Source organism: Gordonia sp. 135, assembly GCF_009720185.1.
GTDB classification, from domain to species: Bacteria; Actinomycetota; Actinomycetes; order Mycobacteriales; family Mycobacteriaceae; genus Gordonia; species Gordonia alkanivorans.
Genome location: NZ_CP046257.1, coordinates 1,514,469 through 1,528,865 on the forward strand (window position 1 = coordinate 1,514,469; position 14,397 = coordinate 1,528,865).

Annotated in this window: 12 protein-coding genes; 7 read left to right on the forward strand and 5 right to left on the reverse strand. The window is 68.4% G+C overall.

Going from position 1 to position 14,397, the window contains the following annotated elements; all coding sequences use genetic code 11:
- Positions 1–41 precede the first annotated feature (41 nt).
- Complete coding sequence (locus GKZ92_RS06935) at positions 42–605, forward strand: helix-turn-helix domain-containing protein (protein ID WP_006357830.1); 564 nt, start codon at positions 42–44, stop codon at positions 603–605.
- Positions 606–915: 310 nt separating this feature from the next.
- Positions 916–2,565 (forward strand): DEAD/DEAH box helicase, encoded by a 1,650-nt coding sequence (locus GKZ92_RS06940; protein ID WP_052362819.1) that lies wholly within the window; start codon positions 916–918, stop codon positions 2,563–2,565.
- A gap of 1 nt (position 2,566) precedes the next feature.
- Here GKZ92_RS06940 and GKZ92_RS06945 read toward each other — a convergent pair whose 3' ends face one another.
- From GKZ92_RS06945 to GKZ92_RS06965, 5 genes are all read right to left on the reverse strand, one after another.
- A complete protein-coding gene (locus tag GKZ92_RS06945; protein ID WP_155225149.1) occupies positions 2,567–3,373 on the reverse strand; it encodes a maleylpyruvate isomerase family mycothiol-dependent enzyme in 807 nt (268 codons plus the stop codon).
- Between the two features lie 156 nt (positions 3,374–3,529).
- A complete protein-coding gene (locus tag GKZ92_RS06950) occupies positions 3,530–4,480 on the reverse strand; it encodes an EamA family transporter (RefSeq protein WP_155225150.1) in 951 nt (316 codons plus the stop codon).
- Positions 4,477–4,950, reverse strand: coding sequence for a hypothetical protein (locus tag GKZ92_RS06955; protein ID WP_042375924.1), 474 nt, complete (start codon positions 4,948–4,950; stop codon positions 4,477–4,479). The genes GKZ92_RS06950 and GKZ92_RS06955 overlap by 4 nt, the downstream gene beginning before the upstream one ends.
- Entirely contained in the window at positions 4,871–6,469 is a 1,599-nt protein-coding gene (locus GKZ92_RS06960; protein ID WP_006357835.1) for a 4Fe-4S binding protein, read from the reverse strand. The genes GKZ92_RS06955 and GKZ92_RS06960 overlap by 80 nt, the downstream gene beginning before the upstream one ends.
- A gap of 48 nt (positions 6,470–6,517) precedes the next feature.
- On the reverse strand, positions 6,518–7,561 hold the full coding sequence (locus GKZ92_RS06965; protein WP_006357836.1) for an AurF N-oxygenase family protein: 1,044 nt from the start codon (positions 7,559–7,561) through the stop codon (positions 6,518–6,520).
- Between the two features lie 427 nt (positions 7,562–7,988).
- On the opposite strand from GKZ92_RS06965, the gene GKZ92_RS06970 reads away from it, so the two are divergent.
- From GKZ92_RS06970 to GKZ92_RS06990, 5 genes are read left to right on the forward strand one after another with little or no spacing between them, the layout of a single operon-like run.
- Complete coding sequence (locus GKZ92_RS06970; protein WP_006357837.1) at positions 7,989–9,584, forward strand: hypothetical protein; 1,596 nt, start codon at positions 7,989–7,991, stop codon at positions 9,582–9,584.
- A complete protein-coding gene (locus GKZ92_RS06975; RefSeq protein WP_006357838.1) occupies positions 9,584–10,033 on the forward strand; it encodes a hypothetical protein in 450 nt (149 codons plus the stop codon). The genes GKZ92_RS06970 and GKZ92_RS06975 overlap by 1 nt, the downstream gene beginning before the upstream one ends.
- The gene (locus tag GKZ92_RS06980) at positions 10,030–11,433 is read left to right on the forward strand and encodes an FHA domain-containing protein (protein ID WP_006357839.1); all 1,404 of its coding nucleotides are present in this window, start codon (positions 10,030–10,032) and stop codon (positions 11,431–11,433) included. The genes GKZ92_RS06975 and GKZ92_RS06980 overlap by 4 nt, the downstream gene beginning before the upstream one ends.
- Before the next feature lie 17 nt (positions 11,434–11,450).
- Positions 11,451–13,571 carry a cation:proton antiporter gene (locus tag GKZ92_RS06985; RefSeq protein ID WP_006357840.1) on the forward strand — a complete coding sequence of 707 codons (2,121 nt, stop codon included), beginning with the start codon at positions 11,451–11,453 and terminating at the stop codon, positions 13,569–13,571.
- 1 nt (position 13,572) lies between these two features.
- Positions 13,573–14,385: a protein kinase domain-containing protein gene (locus GKZ92_RS06990; protein ID WP_006357841.1), complete on the forward strand. Its 813-nt coding sequence runs from the start codon at positions 13,573–13,575 to the stop codon at positions 14,383–14,385.
- Positions 14,386–14,397 lie beyond the last annotated feature (12 nt).

Below are 14,397 nucleotides of genomic sequence, written 5' to 3' on the forward strand. Positions count from 1 at the left end.
ACGAGACAAGTGTTCGTCAAGATGGACGATCGGACGGTTAGATGAACAATGCCGGGCAGGTGAATCCGAAAGAGCTGGTCGCCGCGTCGCTGAAGCGCGAACGCACCCGTGCGGGCCTTTCCCTCACGGAGCTGGCGCGACGTGCAGGAATCGGTAAGTCGACGCTGTCCCAGCTTGAATCCGGAGAAGGAAACCCCAGCGTAGAGACGTTGTGGGCACTCTCCACCGCCCTGGGCGTGCAGTTCTCGGCGCTGCTGGACTCGCCGGCGCCGACCGTCGAGGTGATCCGCTTCGGAGAGGGGCCGGTCATCCCGGCCGCCGATGCCGACTACTCGGCCACGCTTCTGTCGACTGCCGCGCCCGGTTCTCGACGCGACATGTACGTCATCCGGGCGGAACCGGGTAAGCCGCGGGTGTCCGCGCCGCATGCCCGCGGAGTCCTCGAACATGTCGTCATCAGTGCAGGTCGCGCCCGCCTCGGGCCCAGCGATGCCGCCGAGGTCCTCGGTCCCGGTGACTACATCTGTTACCCCGGCGATGTCGAGCATGTCTTCGACGCCCTGGAACCCGGCACAGTCGCGGTCATGTTGAGTGAGGCGTTCTGACCGGTCTGCGGGGGCGGGTGACCGCGACGTCGGTCACACCGGTTCGCTTCTTTCGTTACCGGCGCGTAGTGTCGATCGCAGTGTTGCACCCTGATTGGTTGCATCAACGCGTCGTAGAACGCTTCTCTCGCAGGTCGGGGCCCACTGAACGTGGTCGCCGAGGTCGGACACTCGAGATGTCCACCGCCTGCCATTGACTTCATACGGCGAACGAGCCCGCGTACCCGCGTGTTCGCCATCGGCACCGACCTTCGGCAGTGATCTGCCGTCCTGCTCGCGTGCCACGCACAGGAAGAGCTCCGCTCACATAATGACTGCTGTCCTCGAGACCCCCTCGGCAACTGCAACCCAGATCGTCGAGACCATTCCCGCCGACACCACCGCCCCCCAGGTTTCCTTCGAATCCCTCGGCGTGCCAAGCAAACTGGTCGAGGTCCTGGCATCGCAGGGCAAGGCCGACGCCTTCCCGATCCAGGCCGACACCCTGCCCGACACCCTCGACGGCAAGGACGTCCTCGGCCGCGGCAAGACCGGCTCGGGCAAGACCCTCGCCTTCTCCATCCCGCTGGTCGCCGGACTGGCCGAGATGGAGGTCAAGCGTTACGTCGGTGCACCGACCGGCCTCATCCTGGCTCCGACCCGCGAACTGGCCACCCAGATCGCCGCCGTCGTCGAGCCGCTCGCCGCTGCGGTCGGCCTCACCGTCACCACCGTCTTCGGTGGCGTCAAGCAGGCCCGTCAGGAACAGGCATTCCGCCGCGGCGTCGACATCGTCGTCGCCTGCCCGGGACGCCTCGAAGACCTGATGCGCCAGGGCATCGTGAAGCTCGACGAGGTGGAGATCACCGTCATCGACGAGGCCGACCACATGGCCGACCTCGGCTTCCTCCCGGTCGTCACCAAGCTCCTCGCCGCCACCCCGGCGGAGGGCCAGCGGATGCTGTTCTCGGCAACCCTGGACAACGGCGTCGACAAGCTGGCCAAGCGCTTCCTCGACAATCCGGTCCTGCACTCGGTCGACTCCGCCGAGTCGCCGGTCGCCGCCATGACCCACCACGTCTTCGAGGTGTCGTCCGCGGGCAAGGCCGACCTCGTCGCCGAACTCGCGTCCGGCGCCGGTCGTCGAATCCTGTTCATGCGCACCAAGCATCAGGCCAAGAAGCTCGCCAAGAAGCTGAGCGAACAGGGCATCCCGGCAGTCGATCTGCACGGCAACCTCAGCCAGGCCCAGCGCGACCGCAACCTCGCCGCCTTCGGTGAGGGAGACGTCCGCGTGCTGGTGGCCACCGACGTCGCCGCCCGCGGTGTGCACGTCGACGGCATCGAGCTGGTCGTCCACGTGGATCCGCCCGCCGAGCACAAGGCATACCTGCACCGCTCGGGCCGCACCGCGCGTGCGGGCAGCTCCGGTGACGTCGTCACAGTGTGCCTGCCGGAGCAGCGTCGTGAGGTCTCGCAGCTGCTGCGCAAGGCCAAGATCAAGGTCACCCCGAAGCAGGTCGACGCCAAGGCCGGCGCCGTCGACGAGCTCGTCGGCGAGCGTGCACCCCGCGTCTCCGCTGCCGAGCGTGCGGCTGCCGAAGCCGCTCGTGGCGGCCAGCGCGGTGGTTCGCAGGGTGGTCGTTCCCAGGGTGGTCGCCGTGGCGGCGGACGCCCGGGACGCGCTCGCGGCGAAGGCCGTGGCAACAGTGCTGGTCGCGGTGAGAGCCGTGGCGGCGCACGCGGTCAGGGCGGCGAGTCGCGTACCGGTGGCACCGGATCGTCGCACCGCTCGGGTGGACAGCGTTCCACCGACGGTCGCTCGGCCGGTCAGTCCCGTTCGGCAGGACAGTCGCGCTCGGCAGGGCAGGGTCGCTCGGCGGGTCAGCCCCGCACCGGTGACCAGCATCGTGCCGGTGGACGTGCACAGGGCGGGCGTCGTTCCTCCAGCCGTCCGGCCGGTTCGCCGACCAGCCGCTGAGTCAGGCGGGTAAGAACTTCTGAGCAAGCCGTGGCGCAAGCCACGGCTTGCTTCCCCATGCGAAGGCCCGGCCGGTCAGCGCGGCCCAGGTGGGTGAGATTCGGCCGTAGCCGGTCAGCAGTGCGGCAGTCGGGTCGACGCTGATGTGGACGTCGGGGCGTCGGGGCTGGTCGGGGTTGATGATCAGTTCACCGTCGGTGAACTCGTAGACATAGCGTTCCGAACATCCCCGCAGCCGGATGTCGTAGGTGGCCTGGTGTCCGACCGCCGCCGTCGTGTCCACCCAGCTGGGCAGTATCTGCTGTCGTCCGCGGATGATCATCAGCACCACCTCGGGCTCGACCCACCAGCGGGCACCCACCGCACGCGCGACGTCGTAGCCGTGCACCACGAACTCGCCGATGAGGATGCCCAGCGCGGCGTCGGCCCGGATGTGCCGGTCACCGTCGAATCGCATCTTCGGGACCTGCGCGTTGAAGTGCGAGACGGCGTCGACCAGCGTGTCGAGGTCTTCTCTCAGCTGGCGGGCGAGAGCCGAGACCTCACGGGTCGGCAGATTCGCGATCTGTTTCGCGTTGAAGTCCGGGACGTCGATCGCCTGACGACACCATTCCCCCTCACCGCGCGCGAGCGCCAGAAATCGCGTCGGTGCCAGGGCGACGTGACCCAGACAGTCGACCAGCGTCCAGCCCGGTGTGTGCGGCACACGCGTCTCCGGCTCGTCGACCCCCTCGACGAGGTCCAGAAAGCGTTCCCCGGTGGTCAGCGCGGCGTCGGTGTAGTCAAACCTCGAGAACATCCCCGTCACGCGTGGTTCCTCCCCCACATGGGCCGCAAGACTACTCGTGCGTGATGCGACGTGCGACACATCCTTCGGAACGGGGTCGGTTCACGGCGCCTATGCGGAACGCGCACAACGTCATCCGATATCGAGCCGCGGTGATCCAAGGTCTGGAGTCCGGGTTCAGGGTGCCTCGCCCAATCGGACGAACACGACACCGGCGACGATCAGCAGACCGCCGAGCAGCTGGATCGGTGCCGGGAGTTCGTCGAGGGCGAGCAAGGCGAACAGCACCGCGAACAACACCTCGGACAGGGCGACGAACGACATCACCCGGGCGCCGAGTATCCGGCCGGCCGCGATCCCGAAGGCGTACGCCATCGCGGCCGACACGACACCCAGCATCAGCAGGGGAGCCCACCAGGGCAGCGAGAGGTCGCCGATGCGGACCGCCGAGGTCGACGCCGTCATCGGCAGCGCTCCGACGAGCCCGGCCGTGGCGAGCGTGATCGCACCGATCACGAGGCCGCCGGCCGCGAGTGCGAGAGGCGGCAGGCCGGTTCGTTCGTCGGCGGAGATCACGAAGTAGGCGGCGGCGCCCACCATGGCGGCCAGAGCCCACAGGACGCCCACCACGCTGATCGAGACCTCCCCGGTCAGGTCGAGGACCAGGGCGAGGCCGGCGAGCGCGAGAGCGGCGCCGAACACGGTGACGCGGGTGGGTCGCTGAGCGTGCCGCAACCACATCCACACCAGCACCGCGACCGGTGCGGTGTACTCGATCAGCAGCGCCACCCCGACCTGCAGGTAGGTCACGGCATAGAAGTAGGCCAGCTGGCACCCCGCGACGGCGAGCAGTCCGTAGGCGATCACGACCCACCCGGATCGGTGGCCGGGTTGCGGTGGCGGCGGCAAGAGTGGCTGCCGGTCACGGAAGGCCACCAACCCGGGAATCGCCAGCACGGCGGCGCCCACCGCGATGCGCACGGTCACGGTCGCTCCCGCCGACCACCCGGATTCGATCATCGCCCGCGCCAGGACCCCGGAGATGGCGAAGCACGCCGACGAGAACAGCGCCAATGCGATTCCGATGGACGGCCGGGAGCGGCCACGGGTCTGAACAGGGCTGCTCACGGGTTCTTCGCGGCCACGATCGCCGCACGCACCGCTTCCCGGCATTCCTCGCCCTGCGGTTCGCCGACGCCCAGGTAGTAGCTGCCCGGACGACCGCTCTCGCCGGCGAAGCCGGTCACCGCGAACCCGTCCGGGGATTCCGGCGTCCCGATCGAGGCGATCCCCAGCGGTACCGACAGTGCCGAGATCCCGCGCTTCGCCCCGGAGTTGACGATCAGCAGGTGCGTCGGATGCAGGACAACGAGCGTCTGGTTCTCCGAGTCGGGGTCGACGGGGTTCGCGCGCCGGCCGAGCAGTCTGCCGATCGTGGACGAGGCAGGTGGGTTGATGCTCCGGGTGCTCCAGGCGGGCAGATCGTCGGTGATGGTCAGTTGGCGCGACTCGGCATGATCACGCAACGCCGCCGCGAGGTCGGCCGGAAGAGCGGACAAATCGGCGCGCACGGTGGTGCGCTGGTACGCGGGCCCCATGGTCGATCAATCTATCCGAGAGCGCACCGGTTTCGAGATCGGCGAGCAACGACGCCACGGTTTCCGCGGAGTCGGTCTTGTTGGTCCCGATGAAGCCGGACGGTCCGCGCTTGATCCAGCCGGTCACGTACACGCCGGGCACCGGCTGCTCGCCGTCCATCACCCGGCCGGCGCGGTGCGGGATGACACCTGTGGCGTCGTCGAAGGGCAAACCCGGCACGGCGACGCCGCGGTAACCGACCGAGGTCAGCACGAGGCCGGCGTCGAGGGTGGTGATCTCACCGGTGGGTTCGATTCCGGTGACGACACCCGCATCGTCGACCGTCAGCCGGTTTCGGCCCACGACGACGCCGGTCGCGCGTCCGTCCTCGCCGGACACTTCGAGCGGAGAACAGAAGAACGCCAACCGGATACGACGACCCTCGGGTTCGCCGGCGGCGGCGCATTCGGCGAGGATGTCGAGCTTGGCGCGAATGGTGGCGTCGAGTTCGCCGTCCACCTGGGCGGATCGGAGATCGGCGGGATCGACGGTCACCGCCACGCCCGAATCCACCAGGCCGATCAGTTCGGGCAGTGTGAACGCGGCATGGGCGGGTCCGCGTCGTCCCAGCACGACCACCTCGCGCACCGACGACTCCTTCAGGGCGGCCAGCGCGGCCGGCGAGATGGACGTGTCGACGAGTGCAGCCGGGTCGGCGACGAGGATGCGTGCGACGTCGAGAGCGACGTTGCCGTTGCCGACGACCACCACGCGGTCGGTGGACAGGTCGACGTCGAGGTCGGTGAAATCCGGATGGCCGTTGTACCAGCCGACGAAAGACGTGGCGCTGGTGACTCCTGCCTGGCCGATCCCCGGCAGGTCCAGTGTCTTGTCGGTGGGGGCGCCGCCGGCCCAGATGACGCCCTGGTGGCGGGACCGCAGGTCGTCGAGCGTGATGTCGCGACCCACCTCGGTGTCGAGGAGGATCTCCAGGTTCGGGTTGCGTGCGATGTCGTCGAACAGGCGCATCACCTTGCGGGTGTGCAGATGGTCCGGGGCGACGCCGAAGCGCGCGAGGCCGAAGGGCCGGTCGAGACGCTCGTACATCGTCACCGAGACCTGGGGATGCCGCAGCAGTTCGTCCGCGGCGTACATCGCCGACGGGCCCGATCCGACGATGCCGATCGACACCTTCTCCTCGACTGCCAGCTGACGCGGCCGGTCGATCGGGGCGAGCGGGAGCCGGCGTGCGGGATCGACGGGGAAACGTGCTGCACCGTCGACGGTTTCGCGGTACTGCGAGGCGTTGACCTCGGCGAATCGCTCCTGCCCCGCGGGCAGGCGGTGACCGGGAACGATGGCGCCGACGGGGCAGGCGCTGACGCACGCACCACAGTCGACGCAGGTCGCCGGGTCGATGTAGAGCATCTCGGCGATGCCGAAATCCGGCTCTTCCGGGGTGGGGTGGATGCAGTTGACGGGGCATGCGTAGACGCACGACGCGTCGCCGCAGCACGCCTGAGTGACGACGTGAGGCATGAGGTCGGTTCGCTACCTGTGTGTGAGGGGCGGATCTCCGCCGGCGGGTCAGGCGGCCGTGTAGGTCGGCTCGCTACGGAAACGCGAAGGGCGGCCGCTGATCCCGAGCACGCGCCACAGCAGGCGCGACACCGGGTTCATCAGCCCGCTCTGGTCGGCGAGCATACGGACGTCGCCGAAGACGTTGCGCAGGAAGCGCTTCGACTCCTCGGATCGCCAGAAGATGTCCTTCATGACCTCGCGCGGGACGTCGAATTCCTTGGCGAAGGAACGCGGCGGAACCACGATCGCGCTGCACAGGGTGCGCATGGTCAGCGGCAGCATGAGCGACAGCAGGAAACGCTGGAAGCGGTTGCGCTGTGGGACCTGTTCGCGGATGAAGTGGTGGGCGAACGAGATGTGCCGTGCTTCCTCGGCGACGTGCAGCTGCATCACCGCGGCCATCGTCGGGTGCAGGCGGGCGCGGGTCCGCAGGAAGTCCTTCTGGATGTGGTCGATCGGCTCTTCGCCGCCGAGTACGCCGAAGAAGAACACGATCGGGAAGACCGTCGAGACCAGTGGGACGAACGGCGAGATCAGTCGGTACCCGACCTTCGCGCCGGGAACGTCCATGCCCACGCGGTTCACGAACTCCTGGAACATCAGGGTGTGGTTGCACTCCTCCTTGGATTCGTGCGTGGTGTACCGGAATTCGCGTGCGCCGTTGGGGAGCTTGAAGCTGTACTGCATCAGGCCGCGGATGAGCACGGACTCGAACTGCAGGCCGACCTTGGCGACGTTGGCCTGACGCCACATGCCGATCTCGATCTGCTTGCTCTCCGGGAGTTGCTGGTACCAGGGATGTCGCCCGATCGGGTCGACCTCGTAGGAGAGTATCCAGCGCGGATCGTTCTCCGTGATCGCCATGTGCGGCGCGTCCCAGTCGATGTCCACGTAGGGATCGAAATTCCGGTGGACCGAGGCCGAGGACAGGTCGTCGAGCACCTGTCCGTAGTCCTGCTCGCTGCCCGTTTTGTCGTGTTCGGGAACGTAGCGTGCCGGGCCGTCGCCGGCGGTGTGAACGGAGTTCGGATTCGTCAATGCTTTGGTCATCGTCGCGTCCTTCGAGGTGGGCCGGGCCGCGTGAGGGCGGCCACAGCGGATGATCCGAACGTATTTCGACGCTCCGCTATTTGTCAACACTCAATGTCACGTTCCGTGGTCGGGGCGGGTTCGCGGGGCGCGCCGGACCATGTCCGGTTCACCCGCTGACCAGCCGAGACGGCCGTAATTCGATCGGTTGGTTTCACACCGTTCCGGACCGCTTCGCGCGCTAGAGTTACCGCACGATCCCGTGCCACCCGACCTCATCGGAGGAACCAGCGATGTCCCGTCGTGTCCCGTACGCGCCGAGCAAACCGGGTCCCGGTGCGCGCGCATCCGTCCGGGGACGCCGGTGAGCCGACCCCCGCAGGGACCGACGCGATTCCCCGCCCCGGGTCAGTTCCCGCCGGGCCCCCGCGTACCCGATCCGCCCCGGATGCCGGGAACGGTCCCGCCCCGGCGCGCCGCGCGGCCCGTCCCCGGCGGCCTCGGTGATCTCACCCCGGAACTCGTCGACACCGACGTCTGGACCGAGGCGATGGTGGAGGCGGCGGGCATCCCGATCGTCGACGTCCCGTTCGTCACCGTCGGCTCGGGGATCGGTTCCTTCGTGACCGTCGACTATCTGCGGATCTGTGGTGTCCCGCTCGAGCAGATCGCGGTCCTCGGTCCGCAGGACGTGCCGTGGCACAGCTACGAGTACCTGACCCGGGTGTCGCAGATCCCGCGCGGCGAACGGCTCCGGTCGGACTCGGCGTCGACACCGGACAACATCTGGGGGTTTCCGTCCTATGCGGTCCGTGAGGCGTGGGCCGACAGGAAGTTCAAACCGCTCTGGAACGTCCTGGTGGAACCCATCTTCGCGAACTACTACACCCCGAAGGCGGGGCAGGCGTTCGAGTCGATGGAGAAGGAGTGCCACCGCATCGGCTACCTGAACTGCCTGCGCCGCGGGCAGGTGCGCATGATCCGACGCCGCGCGGGCGGCGGTTACTTCACGATCCTCACACCGCCACAGGGGAGTTCGCCGACCAAACGGGTGGCGTTCCGCAGTCGCTGGGTGCACGTGGCCATCGGGTATCCGGGGATCAAACTGCTGCCGGACCTGCAGGCTTTCCGCGAGACCTATCGCGATGCCAGCAAGGTCGTCAACGCCTACGAATCCCACGAACACGTCTACCAGTCGCTGCAGCGCAAGCCGGGCACCGTCCTGATCCGCGGCGCCGGGATCGTCGCATCCCGTGTGCTGCAACGCCTCATCGACGACCGCGACGCGCTCGGCCTGCAGACGCAGATCGTGCACCTGTTCCGCACGTACTACGACAAACCGCACGGCCCGCACATCTTCATGCGGCGCAAGGGCAAAGACGGCTGGGCCTACCAGGGATTCAACTACCCGAAATCGGTGTGGGGCGGTCAGCTCAAAGCGCGCATCCGCAAACTCGAGGGCCACGACCGTGCCGAGGCGTACAAACAGATGGGCGGTACCAACACCCCGGTCCGCGACGACTGGCAGGAACAGCTCGCGCGCGGCCGCCGCGAAGGGTGGTACCGCGCCGCGGTCGGCAAGGCCGAGCGCCTGGTACCCGGGCCGGGCGGCCAGGGGGTGGTGACGACGGTTCGCGTCGACCCGCACGCCCCCATCAGGCAGGAGCACCGGCCGGACGGCACCTTCGAGCTGTACGCCGACTACGTCATCGACTGCACCGGACTCGAGGCCGACGTGCGCGAACACCGCTTGCTGCGCGACCTTCTCGACCACACCGGGGCGGGGATCAACCCGGTCGGCCGGATGGACGTCGAACGCGACTTCGAGCTGAAGGGCACCCGCAACGGCGACGGGAAGCTGTACGCATCGGGCAGCGCGACGCTCGGCGGGTACTTCCCGGGTGTCGACACCTTCCTCGGTCTGCAGATCGCCGCTCTCGAGATCGTCGACGACCTCGCGCGGCAGGGTTTCTGCAAACGACTCACACCGTGGCGCTCGACCGCCCAGTGGTGGCGGTGGATGAACAACAAGGGAGTCGACTGATGCTGCCCACCCTGTGGGGGCGGATCCAGACCCGCGTGCTGGTGCTCGGCATCCTCGGTGGGGCGTGGACCATCGTCCTGGTGCCGTTCCTGTGGTTGATCTCGTCGGGTGACCCCACCGTCGTCGAGGTCTACCGCGTCGCGTTCACGGTGTTGTTCACCGTCATCGTGCTCGGCGTCGCCTGGGAGTTCGTCTACCACTTCCTGCAGCAGTTCCGCTGGGAGAAGGACTGGCCCACCCTGTTCGGTCTGCTCACCGCGATCAACGAGGGCGTCGTGGTGTGGCTCGTCGTGGACGGGACGGGTCTGCTGCCGGAGGAACTGCGGCCGTCGCCGTTCGTGTTCACGGTCCAGTTCCTCACCACCTGGCTGCTGGTGTGGGTCGCGGTCAACGGCCCGTTGCGAGCGGTCTTCCCGCACTGGCGATTCCGAGGAGGCCGGTTCCTGTGACCATTCCGGGTGACATCCCGAGCGTGACCCCGACGGTGACGCTGATCCCCGGCGCCGGGATCGTGATCCGCAAGCCGGCGTTCCTCTGCCTGATCTCCGACACGGTGCCCGCCGCGTTCATCACGGACCTGCTCGACATCGAATCCGCAGTGTCCGTACCGGATTCGGCACCCCGGCGCGGCCGCCATCTCGTCCGCGCACTGGCGCAGCTCGTGCTAACGGCCGATGAGCAGATCGACATCGCCTTCGCCGCGCCGGACAACGTGGGGATCGCGATCTTCATGTCGGGGAGGGTCTACGGCGAGACCGACGGCAAACGGATCGAACCGCCACCCGGCGACGCCTACGACAAGGCGATCCCGTGGCCCTTCGAGGGGCTCGGCCTGTACCTCGAGGGCTCCGTCCCGGCCGAGGTCGGGGAGGAACGGTTCGACCTCGTCGACGGTGTCGTGCCCGCCTCCGGGACGTTGCTGCACACGCCGCTCGGATTGCGCGGCACCGAATTCCACCCGCTGCCCGCGGCTACGCAGACCGCGGCGCCGGAACCCGGGCCCGAGCCCGAGCCCGAGCCGGAGCCCGAGCCGGCATCTGACTCGTTCGCCGACTTCCCGTCTCGGTCCGCGCCGCCCACCCCGCCTGCGCCGGCCCCGTCTGAACCGGCTGTTCCCGAACCCGACCCGATGGGTACGACCGAGCGGATGCGACCGGACGTCGCCGAACCCCTGCCGTTCACGTCGACCCCCCTCGGTGGGACGCCGGTAGAACAGCCGGAGCCGGGTGAGCCGCTCCCGACGGACCCGATGCCGGTCGCACCCGCTGCTCGACCGAACCCGCTCGCCGAACCCCTCGAACCGCGCGCCCCGCTGCCGAAGGAAGAACATCAGCGTCCCGCGACCGAGGTCGTGAAGATCGAGGCGTCGCGGGCGAAGGTGCACGGCATCCGATGCTCGCGCGGACATCTCAACCACCCGCAATCCTGGTTGTGCGGTGTCTGCGGCATCCGGATGGATCAGCTGACGACATTCCTGGTCGAGGGGGAGCGCCCGCCGCTGGGTTGGCTGTTGCTCGACAACGGTTTCACCTTCCTGCTCGACGAGGACCTGGTCATCGGTCGTGAACCCGGATCCTCCGGCGGAGGACGGGTAGGTTCCCCGAAACCGATTCGCGTGCAGGACGAGACGGGACAGCTCTCGCGTCGCCACGTCGAGATCCGCTTGGTCGAGTGGACCGTTCAGCTCGTCGACCTCGGCTCGGCGAACGGCACGTTCGTCGCCGACCCGAGCAGCGGTAACCGGGAGGTGCGCCTGCTCCCGCACCGTCCGCATGTCCTGGTCCCGGGGTCGCACGTACGAATCGGAGGACGCCACTTCATCTTCGAGTCGCATCATGCGCGCATCTGAGACAGCCGGGATCTGAGATGGACAAGCACACGGTCGCGTTCCTCCTCCTGGATGTCGCGGTCATCATCGCGGTCGCCCGCATCGGCGGGATGATCGCGCGCGCGGTGCGGCAGCCGGCCGTCGTCGGCGAGATCGCGGCCGGGATCGCCCTTGGGCCGAGTCTTCTGGGGCTCCTCCCGGGAAACCCCGACCAGTGGCTGTTCCCCGAAGAGGTGCGGCCACTCCTCGGCGGACTCGCCCAGATCGGGCTCGTGCTCTTCATGTTCATCGTCGGACTCGAACTCGACATGCGACTGACCCGCGGGCGTGAGCGTGCGGCGGCGAGCATCTCGGCGTGCTCGATCGTGCTGCCGTTCGGACTCGGTGCCGCACTGGGACTTCTGCTGTACCCGTCGCATGACACCGTCGGGGGAGTCGAGATCGAACGGCTCGGCATGGTCCTGTTCATGGGCGTCGCGATGTCGATCACCGCGTTTCCCGTGCTGGCCCGCATCCTCGCCGACCGCGGGATGATGCGGACCGTCCCCGGGGTGTTCAGCCTGGCCGCCGCCGCGGTCGACGACATCCTCGCCTGGACCCTGCTCGCGTTCATCATCGCGATCATCGAGGGCGGCAGTCCGCTGGAAGTGGCCAAGATCGTCGGGATGACCCTGGTGTACGCCGCGATCATGTTCGGGATCGTGCGCCCGCTGCTGGCCAAGCTGGTCGAGTGGCGCGACTCGGCGGGACGCCTGACCCCGGACATCCTGGCGGTCATCCTCATCGGCGTGTTCCTGTCCTCGGCGGCGACCGACGTCATCGGCATCCACCAGATCTTCGGTGCCTTCATGTTCGGCGCGGTGATGCCGAAGGTCGGTGCCGAGCAGCTGCATCGCGAGATCCTGGAACGGCTCGAACAGGTCAGCGTGCTGCTGTTGCTGCCGATGTTCTTCGTCGTCACCGGCCTGAGCGTCGATCTCGCCGGGATCGGACTGTCGGGGCTGTGGCAGCTGGGCCTGGTGCTCGTCGTCGCGATCGCCGGCAAGTTCCTCGGCGCCTATGCGGGCGCCCGGGTCTCGGCGATCCCCACACGGCAGAGCGCGGCCATCGCCGTTCTCATGAACACCCGCGGACTCACCGAGCTGGTGATCCTCTCGGCCGGACGCGATCTCGGTGTCCTCAGTGACGACCTCTTCGCGATGCTCGTGGTGATGGCGCTGGTGACGACGGTGCTGACCGAACCACTGCTGCGGCTCGTCTACCCGGACACGGTGGTGGCCAACGACATCGCCGCGGCCGAACGTCGGGCGCTGGCCGCGGCGACCGCCCCGCGGGTGCTGGTGGTGTTGCGCGACCCCGATGGCACGGTCGAGGACCTGCGCGCTCGACACCGTCGATTGTTCGACTGCACAACGGGTTACGACGTCGTGCTGGCCGGCCTGCTCACCACGACGGACAACCCGGCCAAACGCCTCGAGGTCGGCGTGCCGGTGGTGCCCGACTTCGCGGCCATGGCCTCGGCCGTGGAGAAGCTGAACCTGCTCGGTGCCTCGCTGAGCGGAGCCGGATCGGTGTCGGTCCTGTGCCGCTTCGGCTCCGACCCGGCCAGCGACCTCGACGCGATGACCCGCAACGCCAACGCCGACGTGATCGTCATCGACGCCGCCGACCGCGAACTCGGCGAGATGTTGCGCGCTGCGCCGGTGGCGATCGTCGACGAGAACGCCGCGGCCGGTGCGGCACCCAGCCGCAGCGTCATCACCTGCGTGGTCGCCGACAGCCGCAGCGGTCGGACCGCCGCCGTGGTGGGAGCCGGTCTGGCGTTGTTCGGGTCGAGGTCCCTCACGATCGTGTCCACCGGTTCACGGCGGCGCTGGCTCGCCGACCTGCGGCCCGTGATCGATCGCGGTGTCCGGGTCTCCCTGGTCGAGCCGAAGCGTCACCGCGGCGAGGACGCCGCCTTCACCGTTGCCGCCGCCGACGACCCCACCCACGGGCGTGGTCCGGACACGCCCGTGATCGTCGTCGACCACACCGAGACCAGCGAAGAAGCACTGGGGGACCGGATGACCACGCTGTACGCCGAGGCGACGGCATCGACCGATCCCACGCCGAACGCCGGTACCACTCACACCACGTCATCACCAGAGAGGCACTGACATGGCCACTGTCGAGATCCCGCAACAGCTTGCGGATTTCACCGTGCTCCAGAAGCTCGGAGTCGGCGGCAACGGAACCTTCTACCTCGCGGTGCCTCCTGCACGTCTCGGCCTGGCGGCCGATCGCGTGGTGGTCAAGGTCTTCAGCGGGGTGTGCAGCGACGACGCCTACCGTCGCGGCGTGCGCGAACTCCGGGCGTTCGCCGCGGTCGCCTCGCCCTATCTGGCCGGTCTGTACGACGCGGTCCTCCAGGGCCAGTTCATGTATGCGATGGAGTACTTCCCGATGGGCTCGCTCGGAACGCCGGCGCGTCCCCTCAGCCGGGACGAACGCCTGGCCGCGGTCGCCGACGCGGCGCGCGGCGTCGACGCCCTGCACGAGGCCGGGATCGCCCACGCCAACATCACCCCGTCGAGCATCATGGTGACCGAGACCGGCGGGAAGATCTCCGATCTCGGTCTCGCCCGGGTGCTCGCGGCCGAGGAGCCGATCACCAGTTTCGCCCAGCCGGGCGCCGTGCAGTACATGGACCCGGCACTTCTGGCCGGTGACGTGCCGTCCCGCGCGACCGACATCTGGTCTCTCGGTGCGTGTCTGCACCGTGCTCTCACCGACGAAGGGGTGTATGGCGAGGTGCCCGACGCCCAGCCGCTGCTGGCGATCCGAGCCGCCCTGTCGACCCCACCTGCGCTGTCGGAGAAGCTCGATCGTGACGAGCGCACACTGATCGCCAACTGTCTGGCGCTGGCCGGGAGCCGGCCGTCGACCGCGCTGCAGGTGGCCGAACGGATCGACGCCCTGCGGGGTCGTTGAGGATCGTTGCCG

What these genes read in the sequence shown, in the direction of transcription:
- GKZ92_RS06935 (WP_006357830.1), top strand. Translation starts at nt 42, where the DNA reads ATGAACAATGCCGGGCAGGTGAATCCGAAAGAGCTGGTCGCCGCGTCG.
- GKZ92_RS06940 (WP_052362819.1), top strand. Translation starts at nt 916, where the DNA reads ATGACTGCTGTCCTCGAGACCCCCTCGGCAACTGCAACCCAGATCGTC.
- GKZ92_RS06955 (WP_042375924.1), bottom strand. Translation starts at nt 4,950, where the DNA reads ATGGGGCCCGCGTACCAGCGCACCACCGTGCGCGCCGATTTGTCCGCT.
- GKZ92_RS06960 (WP_006357835.1), bottom strand. Translation starts at nt 6,469, where the DNA reads ATGCCTCACGTCGTCACTCAGGCGTGCTGCGGCGACGCGTCGTGCGTC.
- GKZ92_RS06965 (WP_006357836.1), bottom strand. Translation starts at nt 7,561, where the DNA reads ATGACCAAAGCATTGACGAATCCGAACTCCGTTCACACCGCCGGCGAC.
- GKZ92_RS06970 (WP_006357837.1), top strand. Translation starts at nt 7,989, where the DNA reads ATGCCGGGAACGGTCCCGCCCCGGCGCGCCGCGCGGCCCGTCCCCGGC.
- GKZ92_RS06975 (WP_006357838.1), top strand. Translation starts at nt 9,584, where the DNA reads ATGCTGCCCACCCTGTGGGGGCGGATCCAGACCCGCGTGCTGGTGCTC.
- GKZ92_RS06985 (WP_006357840.1), top strand. Translation starts at nt 11,451, where the DNA reads ATGGACAAGCACACGGTCGCGTTCCTCCTCCTGGATGTCGCGGTCATC.
- GKZ92_RS06990 (WP_006357841.1), top strand. Translation starts at nt 13,573, where the DNA reads ATGGCCACTGTCGAGATCCCGCAACAGCTTGCGGATTTCACCGTGCTC.